At 62.0% G+C, this 14,177-nt stretch carries 11 protein-coding genes and 1 pseudogene; 5 read left to right on the top strand and 7 right to left on the bottom strand.

Features of this window, described 5'->3' with window-relative positions; genetic code table 11:
* Positions 1-19 precede the first annotated feature (19 nt).
* Positions 20-1,510: a hypothetical protein gene (locus tag ACJA3S_RS12610; RefSeq protein ID WP_406822096.1), complete on the top strand. Its 1,491-nt coding sequence runs from the start codon at positions 20-22 to the stop codon at positions 1,508-1,510.
* Between the two features lie 31 nt (positions 1,511-1,541).
* Here the strand turns inward: ACJA3S_RS12610 and ACJA3S_RS12605 are convergent.
* A pseudogene (locus ACJA3S_RS12605) lies at positions 1,542-1,667 on the bottom strand (histidinol-phosphatase); the annotation flags it as partial.
* A gap of 115 nt (positions 1,668-1,782) precedes the next feature.
* Here ACJA3S_RS12605 and ACJA3S_RS12600 point away from each other — a divergent pair.
* Positions 1,783-3,168: a hypothetical protein gene (locus ACJA3S_RS12600; RefSeq protein WP_406822095.1), complete on the top strand. Its 1,386-nt coding sequence runs from the start codon at positions 1,783-1,785 to the stop codon at positions 3,166-3,168.
* Between the two features lie 64 nt (positions 3,169-3,232).
* Here ACJA3S_RS12600 and hisN read toward each other — a convergent pair whose 3' ends face one another.
* Positions 3,233-4,024, bottom strand: coding sequence for a histidinol-phosphatase (gene hisN / locus ACJA3S_RS12595; RefSeq protein ID WP_406822094.1), 792 nt, complete (start codon positions 4,022-4,024; stop codon positions 3,233-3,235).
* Positions 4,025-4,149: 125 nt separating this feature from the next.
* Here hisN and ACJA3S_RS12590 point away from each other — a divergent pair, with 125 nt between their 5' ends.
* Both ACJA3S_RS12590 and ACJA3S_RS12585 read left to right on the top strand, forming a co-directional pair.
* A complete protein-coding gene (locus tag ACJA3S_RS12590) occupies positions 4,150-5,040 on the top strand; it encodes a universal stress protein (protein ID WP_406822093.1) in 891 nt (296 codons plus the stop codon).
* Positions 5,041-5,283: 243 nt separating this feature from the next.
* Entirely contained in the window at positions 5,284-7,419 is a 2,136-nt protein-coding gene (locus tag ACJA3S_RS12585) for a TonB-dependent siderophore receptor (RefSeq protein ID WP_406822092.1), read from the top strand.
* A 106-nt stretch (positions 7,420-7,525) separates the two neighbouring features.
* Here ACJA3S_RS12585 and ACJA3S_RS12580 read toward each other — a convergent pair whose 3' ends face one another.
* The 4 genes from ACJA3S_RS12580 to ptrR all read right to left on the bottom strand — a co-directional run bounded on the left by ACJA3S_RS12580 (position 7,526) and on the right by ptrR (position 10,478).
* Positions 7,526-7,987, bottom strand: coding sequence for an acyloxyacyl hydrolase (locus ACJA3S_RS12580; protein ID WP_406822250.1), 462 nt, complete (start codon positions 7,985-7,987; stop codon positions 7,526-7,528).
* 252 nt (positions 7,988-8,239) lie between these two features.
* Positions 8,240-8,986 carry a phytanoyl-CoA dioxygenase family protein gene (locus tag ACJA3S_RS12575; protein WP_406822091.1) on the bottom strand — a complete coding sequence of 249 codons (747 nt, stop codon included), beginning with the start codon at positions 8,984-8,986 and terminating at the stop codon, positions 8,240-8,242.
* A 55-nt stretch (positions 8,987-9,041) separates the two neighbouring features.
* A complete protein-coding gene (locus ACJA3S_RS12570) occupies positions 9,042-9,485 on the bottom strand; it encodes a carboxypeptidase regulatory-like domain-containing protein (RefSeq protein ID WP_406822090.1) in 444 nt (147 codons plus the stop codon).
* Positions 9,486-9,611: 126 nt separating this feature from the next.
* Positions 9,612-10,478: a putrescine utilization regulator PtrR gene (ptrR, locus tag ACJA3S_RS12565; RefSeq protein ID WP_406822249.1), complete on the bottom strand. Its 867-nt coding sequence runs from the start codon at positions 10,476-10,478 to the stop codon at positions 9,612-9,614.
* Positions 10,479-10,585: 107 nt separating this feature from the next.
* Here ptrR and ACJA3S_RS12560 point away from each other — a divergent pair, with 107 nt between their 5' ends.
* Positions 10,586-11,971, top strand: a complete 1,386-nt coding sequence (locus ACJA3S_RS12560) for an aldehyde dehydrogenase family protein (RefSeq protein WP_406822089.1) — start codon at positions 10,586-10,588, stop codon at positions 11,969-11,971.
* Between the two features lie 132 nt (positions 11,972-12,103).
* On the opposite strand, the gene ACJA3S_RS12555 is transcribed toward ACJA3S_RS12560, so the two are convergent.
* On the bottom strand, positions 12,104-14,014 hold the full coding sequence (locus tag ACJA3S_RS12555; RefSeq protein ID WP_406822088.1) for a hypothetical protein: 1,911 nt from the start codon (positions 14,012-14,014) through the stop codon (positions 12,104-12,106).
* Positions 14,015-14,177 lie beyond the last annotated feature (163 nt).

The following is a 14,177-nucleotide window of genomic DNA, read 5'->3' as shown; positions in this document are numbered from 1 at the left end:
GATAATCAGGATCTGCCAAATGCAGCATGCGACGTGGCCGCCATTGAGTGATTCACCTGGTAAATTTGCCAGTTTCGGGTTTGCCCAGGGTGATAAAGAATATTCATCCACCCACGGAGGAATCACCATGGACAAATATATAGCGAACCCCGGTGAACTGGACCCTGACTTTGGCGTTAACGGTTATGCCTATTTCCCATCCCCTCCAGGCAGTTTGTATTCGGGCGCGGTTTTTTCGACAACGCTGGATTCAGCAGACCGTATTAGCTGGGCCGGCGCAGTCAAGATCGATCAAAAGGTTTTTTACTATTTTGCGAGGCTGGATGCCAAGGGTGTCTTGGAGTCGGACCCAGGCTTCGTCGAAATTGAAGACCCTGAGCTGGACCCGTCGCTTTACCAGGGGCAGTTGTTCCAGTTCATCTCGCCCGCGACACCTGAGCCTGACTCGAACTACATCGCCCAGGCAGTATGTACAACCTGGAACGGTGATGACTGGCTCTGGCATGCCGCTATCGGCCACTACCAAAACAACTTCGCAGCGCTGGCCGGCTTCGGCACGAAAGGGATGATCCTGGTAAAACCTGACAGCCAGCGCAACGCAAATGCAACATTCACCGCCCCGCCCGAACAGCCCCCGACAGCCAAACCGGGTATTGAGTCAAAGGTCCCTGAACAGCTGAAGAACAGATTTAAGGACGAAGTGTCTCCACACACCGTCCGTAGCGTGTTGCTGGGCGAAAATATCAAGACCTTGTACGCCTCTTCGCTCGAGTTCCAGCCAAACAGTCAACGGCTGTGGGTCGCTCTGCATGATGCCAGGACTGGGGCCCCGGTAACCGGTCTCGGTCCAGATGGCAGTCAAAGCCAATGGCTCATTCCGAGTTTTCTGGGCGGTACATTCGTGCCATGGGGCTGCTGCTTCTTTAAGGACGGTGGTTTTGTTCTGGCAGGAAACGAAAGTGCAGCCAGTATCGTCGCCAGATACAAGAGCAACGGCGAACTGGATACGGACTTCAACCAAACCGGCTTTATCCAACTCGCTAACGGCAGCATTCAGGTGGCTGCTGATGAAAGCAGGATCATTGTCAGCCAAGGTGATTCCCATCGCGAGGCGGGACGCCCAATCAACCTGACGATCCGTGTGTATCACAAGCAAACCGGTTTACCGGATACGCAATTCAACGGAGACGGTGTGCTCACTATCGAAGTTGATCCTGGTTCTGATATCAGGACCCTCACAACGGAATCCATCATGCTTGCCCCCGATGGTTCGATCTATCTCGCAGGAAACTTGTTTCATGTTGGCGAGTCCACCTTCTACCAGCAAGGGGTCATCCATAAGGTCACCCAGGATGGCAGATTGGACGCGAACTTCGCTTCCGGAGGTCGCTACCTGGTCCCAGAAGACGAATTTGGCGCCTTACGCGCAGCGCACCTGGGATCGGATGGCCTCCGCTTCATCTCACAACTGGCTAACGGAGATGAATGTGCCATGAAACTCTTTATCTGAATGCCGCTGAACCGCTGGCAAGCCATTCGCGCGCGCGGGTCTTCAACGGCGTACCGTTGCGCCAGGCGCCTTCCGGCGTGCCGACGAAGCGCTCGCCGGTGAAGGGCTGGTTCATCACCCCTACAGCCGGCTGCGTGCCGTCGTTGAGGGTAAACAGGATCGCCGAACGCACAGGCTACCTAGCCGCCGTAGAGTAAAGTCACCTGATATATTTGCCAGTTTCGGGTTTGCTCAGATGGAGAAATACTCAGCGCCCCAACGGAGGATTCACCATGAGCAGATATTTAAAGAACCCCGGTGAACTGGATACTGACTTTGGCATTGACGGTTATGCCAGACTTCCTGTTCCTCAAGGCGCCCTGTCTTCGGGCTCGCTGTATTCGGCGACAACCGATTCAGCGAACCGTATTATCTGGGTCGGCGGCGCTCCGATCGACGGAGAGGATTTCTATTTTTTTGCAAGGCTGGATGCCAAGGGTATTCTGGAACCTGATCCAGGCTTCGTCGCAATTGAAGATCCTGCGCTGGATCCGTCGCTTTCCTATGTACAGGAGTTCCACTTCGTCACACCCGCGATACCTGCGCAGGACTCGAATTATATCGCGCATTCGAAATGTGCAACATGGACAGGTGAAGATTGGCTCTGGCAAGCCGCTGTCGGCCACTACAGAAACAACTTCGCAGCGCTGGACGGTTTCGGCGTGAAAGGGATTATTCTCGTGCGGCCTGACAGTCAGCCCATACCAACAGCAACATCCATCGCCAAGCACGAACAACGGCCGAAAACAAAGCCTGGCAATGAGGCAAAGATTTCAGGAAGCCCGAAAAACAGCTACAAGGAAGTGGTAGCTGCGCCCGCTACCCGCAGTGTGTTGCTAGGCAAGACGATCAAGACCTTGTATGCCTCTTCGCTCGAAGACCAGCCGAACAGCCAACGGCTGTGGGTCGCGCTGCACGATGCCGAGACTGGAGCCCCAGTAGCCGGCCTTGGTCCAGATGGCACGCAGAGCCAATGGCTTATTCAGAACTTTTTGAGTGGTACCTTCAAGCCGCAAGGTTGTCACTTCTTCAAAGACGGTAGTTTCGCCCTGGCCGGGAAGGAAGGCGTACCCGGCATCGTCGCCCGATACAAAAGCAACGGCGAACTGGATACGAACTTCAATCAGACCGGTTTTATCCAACTTGACGACCGCAACATCCAGCTTGGTGCTGACCAAAGCAGGGTCGTCATCAGCCAAGGTACCTATTTCACCAGCGAGCCAGGTCGCGCAATCAATTTGACGGTCCGTGTCTATCACCAGCAGACCGGCTTGCCCGATACGCAATTCAACGGAGACGGTGTCCTCAGTATTGATATTGATCCGGGCGTTGATGTCAGAGCCGTCTCAACAGAGTCCGTTATCATTGCCCCGGATGGATCGATCTACATCGCTGGAAACTTGAATCACTTCAGCCAGTCCGGTTTTTACCTGCAGGGTGTCATCTACAAAGTCACCTGCGATGGCAGATTGGACACGAACTTCGCTTCCGAGGGGTGCTACCTGGTACCGACAGATAAATACAACGCCTTGCGCGCAGCATACCTGGGAGTGGACGGCCTCCGTTTCATCTCTGAACTGAAGGAGGGTGGTCACTGTGCCATGAAGCTCTTTACCTGATTGCCGCTAATTCGCTGGCAAGCCATTCGCGCAGTGGCTTGCCAGCTTTGGCGTTAACGCCTGTTCAGTGGTAGTGGCGCAACATATCCACGACCTGCGCATGCAGCGCCGGATCACCGCAAGCCACCACGCAGCCACCATTCTGCGCGCTGCTGCCGTCCCACGCGGTGATCACCCCACCCGCCCCTGCGATGATCGGCATCAGCGCCTGGACGTCATACGGCTGCAGGCTGGCCTCGACGATCACGTCGACGAACCCGCTGGCCAGCATGCAATAGGCATAGCAATCGCCGCCATAGCGCATCAGCCGCGCCTTGCCGGCAACCGCCTCGAACGCCGCCTTGCGTTCAGCGGTGTCGAACATGTCCGGGGTGGTGCACATCAGCGTGGCCGAGGCCAGGTCACGGCAGGCACGGGTCTTCAATGGCGTACCGCTGCGCCAGGCGCCTTCCGGCGTGCCGACGAAGCGCTCGCCGGTGAAGGGCTGGTTCATCACCCCTACCACCGGCTGCGTGCCGTCGTTGAGGGCGATCAGCGTGCCCCACAGCGGCAGGCCGGTGATGAAGGCGCGGGTACCGTCGATCGGGTCGAGCACCCAGGTCAGCGGGCTGCTGCCGACCGCCACCCCGGCTTCCTCGCCGAGAATGCCGTGCTCGGGGTAACGGGCCTGGATCAGCGCGCGCATGGCGTCTTCGGCCGCCTTGTCGGCCACGGTCACCGGGTCGTACAGGCGCCCGCCCTTGTCCTCGACATCCAGACTGGCGCGAAAGTAGGGCTTGATCGCTTCGGCGGCTGCATCGGCCAACTGCTCGGCAAAGGCGCGGTACTCGCCGATCTGTTCAGCACTCAGGGACATGGGACGGGCCTCGTGGCAAAGATGGGGCACGCATCATACCCGACACATCGCCCCGCTGTACGTGGCAGCGGTCTAGACTGAACATGACCAGGTCACCGGGGGGCTGCCACACGTGGAGGTGTGCGATGAGCCAGTTCAAGCGTCTGTTCGTCATGCTCGGCCCGCAGATGCGTCACACGCCGGCGCTGCAGCGCGCGGCGGCGTTGGCGGAATCCAACGGTGCCTTGCTGGATATCAATGTATTCGTCGACGATGTCGACACTTTCGGTTTGATGAGCGATAGCCGCGAACGCGAACGGCTGCTCAGCGACAACCGCCAATGGTTGGCGGACGAAGCCGAACAACTGGCCAACGCCGGCCTGGATGTGTCCACCGAACTGCTGCTGACCCGTGACCCGCTGGGCAGTGTGCTGGAACGGGTCGAACGCCTGGGGTGCGACCTGCTGATCAAGGACGTGCAGCACGAACCGGTGCTCAAGCGCCTGCTGGTGACGCCACTGGACTGGCAGCTGCTCAAGGACAGCCCGATCGCCGTGCACCTGGTCAGCGATATCCGCCTGCCCCTGCCCCGGCAGATCGCTGCCGCAGTGGACCTGAACAACCACGGCGCTGGCGAGCATCTGGACGAACAGGTGATCCACTACGCCCATGCCCTGGCCCTGCAGTGCAACGCCGAGCTGCACCTGCTGCATGTGTGCGACGCGGCGAAGACCCACATTGCCGACTTCGGTGCCGGTACGGTCACCATGCCCGGCTTCGATGCCAACCTGCGGGCGGCGCAGCGGGCGGCGTTCAACCGCCTGGGCGACCACCATCAGATCCCGTTGGAGCGCAGGCACTTCCTGGAGGGGCCTGCGATCAAGGCCATTGCCCAGTTCGTCGGCCACAGCCGGGCCGACGTGATCGTGATGGGCAGCCACCGGCATGACGCCCTGCGGACTTTCCTGGGCGGGACCACGGCGCATGTACTGGAGCACCCGCTGTGCAACGTATTGGCAATCAAGGCGGTCCGCTGAGTACTGGTTGGCTGAACCGACCGATTCGCGCGGGCGCGCTCCCACGGGTGATCGCAATTGCCAGAATCCGTGACGCACTTTGTGGGAGCGGGCGTGCCCGCGAAGGCGCCAATACCGCTTGGCCCGCCTGGCATCTGGCACATCCGTGCCACATAAAAATAATGCATCTGATAATGATTCGTAGTAGTTTTGCGCCGCTTCAGCCCCTTACCTTCAGCGCCCTACTCCAGGATCGTCCCGTCGATGCGTCGCACGTTCGTTTCGCTTTGTGTGCTTCATGCCGTCTCCCCGTTGGCCTTTGCCGAGCCAGAGCCGCTCGGCACGCCGTCCCAGATCGAACTGCAGGCCCTGAGCATTACCAGCAGTGCCGACAGCGAACGTGCCGATGGCCCGGTCGACGGCTACAAGGCCAGCCGCTCGGCCAGCGCCACCCGCACCGACACCGCGCTGCATGAAACCCCGCAATCGGTCAGCGTGGTGCCCAAGGACGTGCTGCAAGACACCGGTGCCACCCGCCTGCAGGACGGCCTGGACTACGCCGGTGGTGTCGGGCGCGCCAACAATTTCGGTGGCCAGGGCCTGACCACCTTCACCGTGCGCGGCTTCACCACCGGTGAGTTCTACCGCAACGGCTTCCCGATCAACCGTGGTTACCCCAACGCCCCGGACGCCAACACGGTCGAGCGCCTGGAGGTAATCCGTGGCCCGGCCAGCAGCCTGTATGGCCGCGGTGACCCCGGCGGTACCTTCAACGTGGTCAGCAAGCAGCCGTTGCCGGAATCGAAGGTCACCCTGGGCAGCCAGTTCGATGACCAGGGCATGCACCGCGCCACCCTCGACGCTGGCGGGCCGCTGAACCAGGACGGCTCGCTGGCCTATCGCCTCAACCTGCTGGGCGAAGGCGGCGACAGCTTCCGCGACGATGTGCAAAGTGAACGCTACGACGTGGCGCCGGTGCTCAGCTGGCAGGTCAATGACAGCACCAAGGTTGTCTTCGAGGGCGACTTCATGCGCAACAACCACCCGCTGGACCGTGGCCTGACCCGCTATGCCAACCAGACCGGTCGTGCCTCGCGGGATACCTACCTCTGGGAGAAAGGCAGCGACAACCTGCTGCACAACGACAACAACATGACCCAGCTGCGCTTCGAGCACCTGCTCAACGAAGACTGGACGCTGGCTGGCGGCTTCCAGTACCTCGACGGCTCGCTCCAGGGTAATGCGGTCGAGGGCACGCGATTACGCGCAGATGGCCGGACGCTTGACCGCAACTTCAACTACCGCAAGCTGGAATGGACCGACCGCGACTGGCAGTTGAACCTGACCGGGCATTTCGATACCGGTACGCTCAGCCATACCCTGCTGACCGGCATCGAGTACGAAAACTACCACTACAGCTCGATCATCCGCCGTTCCTCCGCGCCCTACCCGATCGACATCTACGACCCGGTACTGGGCCAACCGCGACCGGCACTGAACCCGACGCCAACGACCTGGGACAATGAGAAGCTGCAGACCTGGGCCTTCTTCATCCAGGACCAGGTGGCGCTGACCGAGCGCCTGAAGGCATTGGCCGGTGTGCGCTTCGAGCGTTTCGAGCACGACTACGACGACCGCCGTGCCGCCAACCGCGATTTCCACAAGGGCGAAAACGGCGTCACGCCACGCTTCGGCCTGATCTACGACCTGACCGATACTGTGGCGGTGTATGCCAACACCGCGCGCTCGTTCAAACCCAACACTGGCACGCCCGCCGGCAACGGTAGCAGTGGCTTCGACCCAGAGAAAGGCAAGTCCTACGAGCTGGGTGTGAAATGGGAAGCACTCGATCGTCAGCTGAGCGTCGACGCGGCGATCTACCACATCGTCAAGGAAAACGTACTGGCCAACGACCCGAACGACGCCACCGGTACCTACAAGATCGCGGCCGGCGAAGTGCGTAGCCGTGGCCTGGACATCAATGTCGCCGGCAACCTCACCCCCGAATGGCGCGTGATCGGTGGCTATGCCTACGTGGACGCCGAAGTGACCAAGGACACGAGCCTGCCCAAGGGCACCCACCTGGCCAACATCCCGCGCAACAGCTTCAGCCTGCTGAACACCTACGAGTTCCAGGATGGCCTGGCCAAGGGGCTGGGGCTGGGCGTTGGCGTGAAGTACGTGGATGACCGGGCCGGGCAGACGGCGGCCAGTACCTACACCATGGAAAGCTACAGCGTGGTGGACCTGTTGAGCTTCTACCAGGTCAACGAACAGGTGCGGTTGAACCTGGACGTGAAGAACCTGTTCAACAAAGGTTATGACGAGGGAGCGTTCAACAGCTACGTCTACCCGGGCGCGCCACGGACGGTGCAGGCTGGCGTTTCCTATACCTTCTGAATCGCCGGGGCTGCCTTGCAGCCCATCGCGACACAAGGCCGCTCCTACCGAATGAACGCGTCTGAGCGGCCTTGTGTCGCGATGGGCCGCAAAGCGGCCCCCGGTCTCAGAAGCCTTTGCTGTAGAACAGCGAGTACGATTCGATGCCGTCGTTAGGCTGCTTGAGCCCCGCGTTGGAATAATGCATCGCGCGGATCCCCACCTTCTGCTCCCCCGGCAATTTCAGGCCAAAGCCGATGCGGTCCTCGAAGTTGAGCGACGACCCCAGGCGCTGGTCGCCCACGTCGGTCTTGGAGAACGCCGCCAGGCCAATGCCGGCCTCGATGTAGGGGGTGTACCGGAAACCGCTGAATTCATAGGTGAACACTGGGCTCACCGACAGCGAATGGGCACCGCTGGCCTCACCGCCTTCCCAATAGGTGTAGGCCGCATCCCAGTATCCGCTGAGGTAGCCGGTGCTGCTTTCCAGCCATTTCTTGTCCCAGTCGAACGACAGGCCGATACGGTAGGTCATGTCGCCTTGGCCAGTTGCGCCAACGGCACCGGCCACCTGCGCTGCCTGGGCCATGTTGGCCGCGGTAAAGGCCAGCACTGCTGCAGCCAGCGAGGCTGCGAAACGGGTTTTCATCAATGACTTCTCCTGATGGTCGATACGGCAAGCGGGGGCTCGAGCCCCTCGATTTATGGTGACCGGACCATCCAGCCCGGTCACACCAAGTAATACTTTTCTGATTATTGTCCAGATAATCAGAAAGTTGGAAGTGAATTGCCACTATTGGCTAATCCCTTCGACTTGCACCGACCTTCCGGTTACCGCTACTCAGTCGTATTCCGCTTCGGCATGTTCGCCGAGCAAACGCCGTTGCCTGGGCGTGGCCGCCTCCAGCACCTGCGGGTTGAAGCGCCAGTCCAGGTAGGGAGAAAACTTCTGCGCCACCATGCGCCGGCCATAGTGCACTTGCAGCATGTCGCGCACACGTGCCTGGCTGTTGTTGGCACCGCCGCGGTGCCAGACATCGCTGCGAAATACCAGCGCATCGCCTGCCTGGCACAGCACCGGCAGCGCCTGGCGGCCTTGCCACTGGTCCTCTCCAGGCTGCGGAGGCCGCCCAGCACGATGGCTAGCGGGCACGATCCAGGTCGGCCCGAGGTCCTGGTCGATGTCGCTGAGGTACAACTGTGCCGTAAGGATCTGCGCAGGCTGGACGAAGTCGCCACGTTCGCTGAGCCAGTCGGGCAGCTGCATGGGCAGGTGGTCCAGGTGCAGGGCCATGCCGGGGTAGCCGGGGTGGCTACGCCAGGCGGTCTGGCCGATTACATGGCAGTCGGCGCCCAGCGCCGCTTCGACCAGGGCAATCAGCGCAGGCAGGTCGAGAAAGGGTAGCCACAGCGGGTTGCGGTTGAACACGCACTTGTAGTGTTCCAGCAGCCCCTGATAGTCCCAGTGGATGGGTTGCAGGTCATCGATGGCACAGCGCAACAAGGCGATGCGCAAGGGCTCGAGCACAGCGGGGAGCAGCACGTAGCCCTGCTCGTCCAAGCTTCGTAACTGCAGGTCCAGGGTCATGATGACACGCCTTGTGCAGGCAGGAGTACAGCTGTACTCCTGCCGTGTTTTTCCATCAACGCCAGTTCAGATTCACGGTCGCAGGCGACTTGCCGTTGACGGTGACCATTTGTTGCACCGTTTCGCCCTGGGCGTTGCCAGTGACTTTGTACTTGCCCGGCGGCAACTGCACGTACAGCAGCGGCCCGGCATCCGGGATGCTGAGCACGGGCTGACCCTGGGCATTCTGGATATCCACGTTGGCACCGCTCTGGAACTTGCCTTCCGGGCCAGTCGAGAGCTCGACGTGGAGGTCATAGCCCGGGGTCTTGCGCAGGGCATTGGCCTCGTCCTGGCCGATGCCGCCTTGCAGGTAGCGCACGCCGTTCTGCTCCTGGGGCTGCAACTGCACAGCCTGCATGTCGATCGGGGCATTCAGGTCGGCGGCAGCCGCCAGGGTCCAGGGCAGCGCCAGGGCGACCAGCAGTGCGGCACCGAGGGCATAGTGATGATTACGCATGGTACGACCCTCCGTTCGAGGATGGCTTACCTATTATCTGATCGTTCTGGCGAAACAGTGTTCGTACAGACGCGTGGTCGCCTGGATGAAATTCGCTTTAACAAACCAGTTTTACTTGCAGCAACATCAGCTTGCGCGGCGTTCCTCGAGTAATTTCACGAACATGCTCAAGCTGCGTGACACCGTGCCCCGTCGCCACACCAGCCAGGTTTTCAGGTAGCGGAAATCCTCCGACATTGGCCAGGCGCTGACGGTGCTGCAACCAGGCATGTTGTCGAGCATGCTGCGCGGCATCATGGCCAGGCCGGCACCAGCGCTGACACAGGCCAGCATGCCGTGGTACGACTCCATTTCGTGGATCTTGCCCGGCACTGCCTGGTCCTGCACGAACCAGTTCTCGAAGTGGTGGCGGTACGAACAGTTGGCGCGGAAGGCGTAGATGTTTTCGCCGTTGACGTCCTGGGCGCGCTGCACCGGGGCATGGTTGAGCGGTGCGATGACCATCATTTCTTCCTCGAATACCGGCATGCCTTCCAGCGTCGGGTGCAGTACCGGCCCGTCGACGAATGCCGCCACCAGGCGCCCGGACAGCACGCCCTCGAGCATGGTCCCGGATGGCCCGGTAGACAGGTCCAGGTCGACCTTGGGGTAGCGCTGGTTGTAGGCCGCCAGCAAGGCCGGGATGCGCACTGCCGCCGTGCTTTCCAGCGAGCCCAGGGCGAAGGTCCCTTGCGGGTCTTCACCAGCCACGGTCAGCCGCGCCTCGTGGACCAGGTCGAGGATACGCCGGGTGTATTCGAGGAAGTTCCAGCCTGCCGGTGACAGGCGCAGGCGGCTCTTTTCCCGAATGAACAGTTCCACGCCAAGGTCTTCCTCCAGCTGCTTGATGCGTGTAGTCAGGTTCGACGGTACCCGATGGATGTGCTGCGCGGCGGCGCTGATGCTGCCCTGCTCGGCGACCGCCTTGAAGATTTCCAGTTGCACCAGGTCCACAGTCATTCTCCAAACGTGAATGTTTCGCTCATTATTATTCAGTTTTCATTAAAGCCCTAGCCCACTAGTCTGGCGTCTCGGATCAACGAAAACGAGAGTGTCCCGCCATGAGCGCGATCAGCAGCCTGACCCACGCCATCTCCCTCGACCCGTACAGCGGTGAGCAGATCGGCGCCTACCCGTTCGACACCGACGCCGCACTGGAAGCGGCGCTGCAACGTGCCAAGGTTGGCTTCCGCCAGTGGCGCCAGGTGTCGCTGGGTCAGCGCAGCGAGTACTTGTTGGCGCTGGCCAGCACCCTCGAAACCAAGGCCGAAGCCTTCGCCCAGATGATCAGCCGCGAAATCGGCAAGCCGGTCGCCCAGGCCCGTGGCGAGGTCAGCAAATGTGTCGGCCTGTGCCGCTGGTACGCCGAGCATGGCCCGGCGATGCTCGCTGCCGAACCGACCCAGGTGGAAAAAGCCCGCATCGAATACCGCCCACTGGGCCCGATCCTGGCAGTGATGCCGTGGAACTTCCCGGTATGGCAGGTACTGCGCGGCGCCGTGCCGGCGATCCTGGCCGGTAACACCTACGTGCTCAAGCATGCGCCGAACGTGATGGGCAGCGCTTACCTGCTGGGTGAACTGTTCAAGGATGCCGGCCTGCCGGCAGGCGTGTTCGAGGTGTTGAACGTGACCCCGGACGGCGTCACCCGCGCCATCAATGACCCGCGCATTGCCGCCGTCACCCTCACCGGCAGCGTGCGGGCCGGCATGGCGATCGGGGCGCAGGCTGGCGCTGCGCTGAAGAAGTGCGTACTGGAACTGGGCGGCTCCGACCCGTTCATCGTGTTGGCCGACGCCGACCTGGATGCTGCCGTGAAGGCGGCGGTAATCGGCCGCTACCAGAACACCGGCCAGGTCTGCGCGGCGGCCAAGCGCCTGATCGTCGAGGCCAGCATTGTTGACGAATTCACCCGCAAGTTCGTCGAGGCGACCCGCGCGCTGAAAGTCGGCAACCCGCTGGAAGACGACACCTACATCGGCCCCATGGCACGCTACGACCTGCGCGACGAACTGGACGGCCAGGTCCAGGCGACCCTCGCCGAAGGCGCTACCCTGTTGCTGGGCGGGCACAAGGTCGATGGCGTGGCCAACTTCTACGCGCCGACCGTGCTGGCCAACGTTACCGCGGACATGACTGCCTTCAAGCAGGAGCTGTTCGGGCCGGTGGCGGCGATCATCAGTGCGCGTGATGCGGACCATGCGGTGGAGCTGGCCAACGACAGCGAATTCGGCCTGGCCTCGACCATCTACACCGCTGACTACGCGCTGGCCGAGCGCATGACTGCAGCGTTGGACACCGGTGGCGTGTTCATCAACGGCTACTGCGCTTCCGACCCCCGCGTGGCCTTCGGCGGGGTGAAGAAGAGCGGCTTCGGGCGCGAGCTGTCGCACTTTGGCGTGCGTGAGTTCACCAATGCGCAGACGGTTTGGCTGGATCGTAACTGATCAGTGCCTTGGGGCTGCTGTGCAGCCCATCGCGACGCCAGGCCGCTCCTACCGATCCGCCCCCGCGTGGTTCGAGCAGGTTCGGGTAGGAGCGGCCTGGCGTCGCGATGGGCCGCGAAGCGGCCCCATATCTCAATCCCGAACCTGGTCCTTGACCCAGTCCAGCATTCCTCCCGGCACGATCAGTTCATGCCGCGCCCGCGAACAGGCGGTGTACAACCCGGCCAACATCCGCGCACGCTCGTTGCGGTTGCCGGCCACCTGCGGCGCCACCATCAGCTCCGGCGACACCATCACCCGGGCAAATTCCATGTTCTTCACATCCCGCACCCGCCCCAGGAACAGCTTGGGCGCCTTGTCCCAGCGGTAACGGCTCTTGGCCCTGGCAAAGTGCTCCGGCGTGTAGCCCTTGCGCAGCATGTTGGCCACGGCAACGAAGGCCTTGTCATCGCCCTTGTCCTGCTCCAGCGCCTGCCAACTGGCATAACGGAACAGCATCGGGTGGCGTGGCCGGGTGCCATGGCGATACAGCTCGATACAGTCCTCGACGAACAGCTCGAAGTCCTTGCGCGCGCTTTTCAGCAGCACGAACGGCACGCCCTGGTGCGTCAGGCGCTGGAACCAGCCGAACAAACCCCATTCGTCGTCGACGATCAGCGCGGTGGGCTGTTCGGGAACGCTGACGACATCGAAGAAGCTGACCCGGGTGTAATGCTCGGCGCTGCCGCTGAAGGCCCCCTGGATCGCCGCTGGGTGGGCCTGGATCAAGGGGTTGAGCACGTTGTCCATGGCCGGCCCGGCGCGCAGTGAGCGGTCGATGCAGCGCTGGCGAATGAAGCTGCCGTGGTGCGGGCTGAGGCCGTTGAGGTTCTGCAGCTCGTCACCCAGGGCAATGATCGACTGCGGGCTGCGGTCGAGCACGGCGAGCATCGGCGCCGACAGTTCGTGGGCTTCGTCGACGATGACATGGGTGTAGCGGCTGTCGATCACGTCCGTGGTCAGCGACAGCAACTTGACCCGGTGATAGTCGCGTACCGGCAACTGGATTTCCCGTGCTGACGGGCGAATCAGCTCCTGCCAGTACAACCGTGCCTTTTCCAGCAGCACCTCCTGGTCCAGCGGCGTGGTCCCTGGCCCGGCCCACGGCAGATGGTGCAGTTGCAGCTGGCTATCGGCGCTGTGGCAGAAGCTGCGCACCGCGCGAATGCACAAGGCCACCACCTCACGGGCAGCCAGCGGGCCGATGTCGGGGATGCCCAGCCAGCGGACCACCTGGGCATCCTGCGGGCGCCACGACAGTTTGGTGCGATACGGGTCGCGCAGGCGCCAACCGTTGCTGGTAAGGTCGCGATTGAGCAACTCGTCGGCCAGTTGGCCGAAGGTCAGCGCGGTGTAGGCGGCGGCGTCCTTGACGCGCGCCTGCAAGGCCCGCAATTGGCCTTCGGTCAATGCCAGCAGCAGCGTACGCCGGGGGTCGAGCAGGCGGGCGAACTGATGGATCAGGAAGGTCTTGCCGGTGCCGGCGAAGCCCTGCACGGCCACCGACTCGTCGACCCCACAGAGAAACTCGCGCAACAGCCGGTTCTGCTGGTCGCTGAGCATCAGGTCGCTGGCCAGCGACGGCAGGTACACCGGGTGCAGTGGCGTGGCGCGCTGGCGATAGCTGTCGGCGAACTGGAAGTTCCATTGGCCTTCGGCGTCCAGCAGCTCGTCGGCCTGGTACGCCACCTCGCTGGACAACAGTGCGATACCGTTCTCGCCGAGCATGCCCAGGCCCATCGCGAAGGCTTCACGGTCGAAGTGCTGCGCCACCTGGCCCTGGAAACGCCCGGGTGCGGCGCTCTTGACCTCATTGGCGATGCGCACGATTTCAGCGAAACGGCGTTCCTGCGCGTCCGCCGAGGCCGTGGCGGGCTGGCGCGGCAGGTTTTGCACGAACAGCACTGTAGCGGCTTCCAGCAGGCTGGCGGTACTGAAGAACTCGGTAGCAGGCGCGCTGGCGAGGCGGTCGGCCTGGTCGCTGGGCAAAGGCAGGTAGAACATCGGCACCTCGGGTGGAAACAGGGCGGCACGATAGCAATTTTTGCGCTGCGATGCTGGGTTCAGTAGCGCCTGGGGCCAGCCCTTGCGCAGACAACCCCGCCGCCACAGGGTCACCACGGGTTTGGGAGCGGGTTTACCTGCCAAAGGGCCAGCAGCTATTCGC

Origin of the sequence: Pseudomonas sp. KnCO4 (assembly GCF_045344305.1) — a bacterium.
Classification (GTDB): Bacteria; Pseudomonadota; Gammaproteobacteria; order Pseudomonadales; family Pseudomonadaceae; genus Aquipseudomonas; species Aquipseudomonas anuradhapurensis.
Note: the sequence above shows the minus strand (reverse complement) of the source record. Positions and strands in the feature narration are given on the sequence as shown.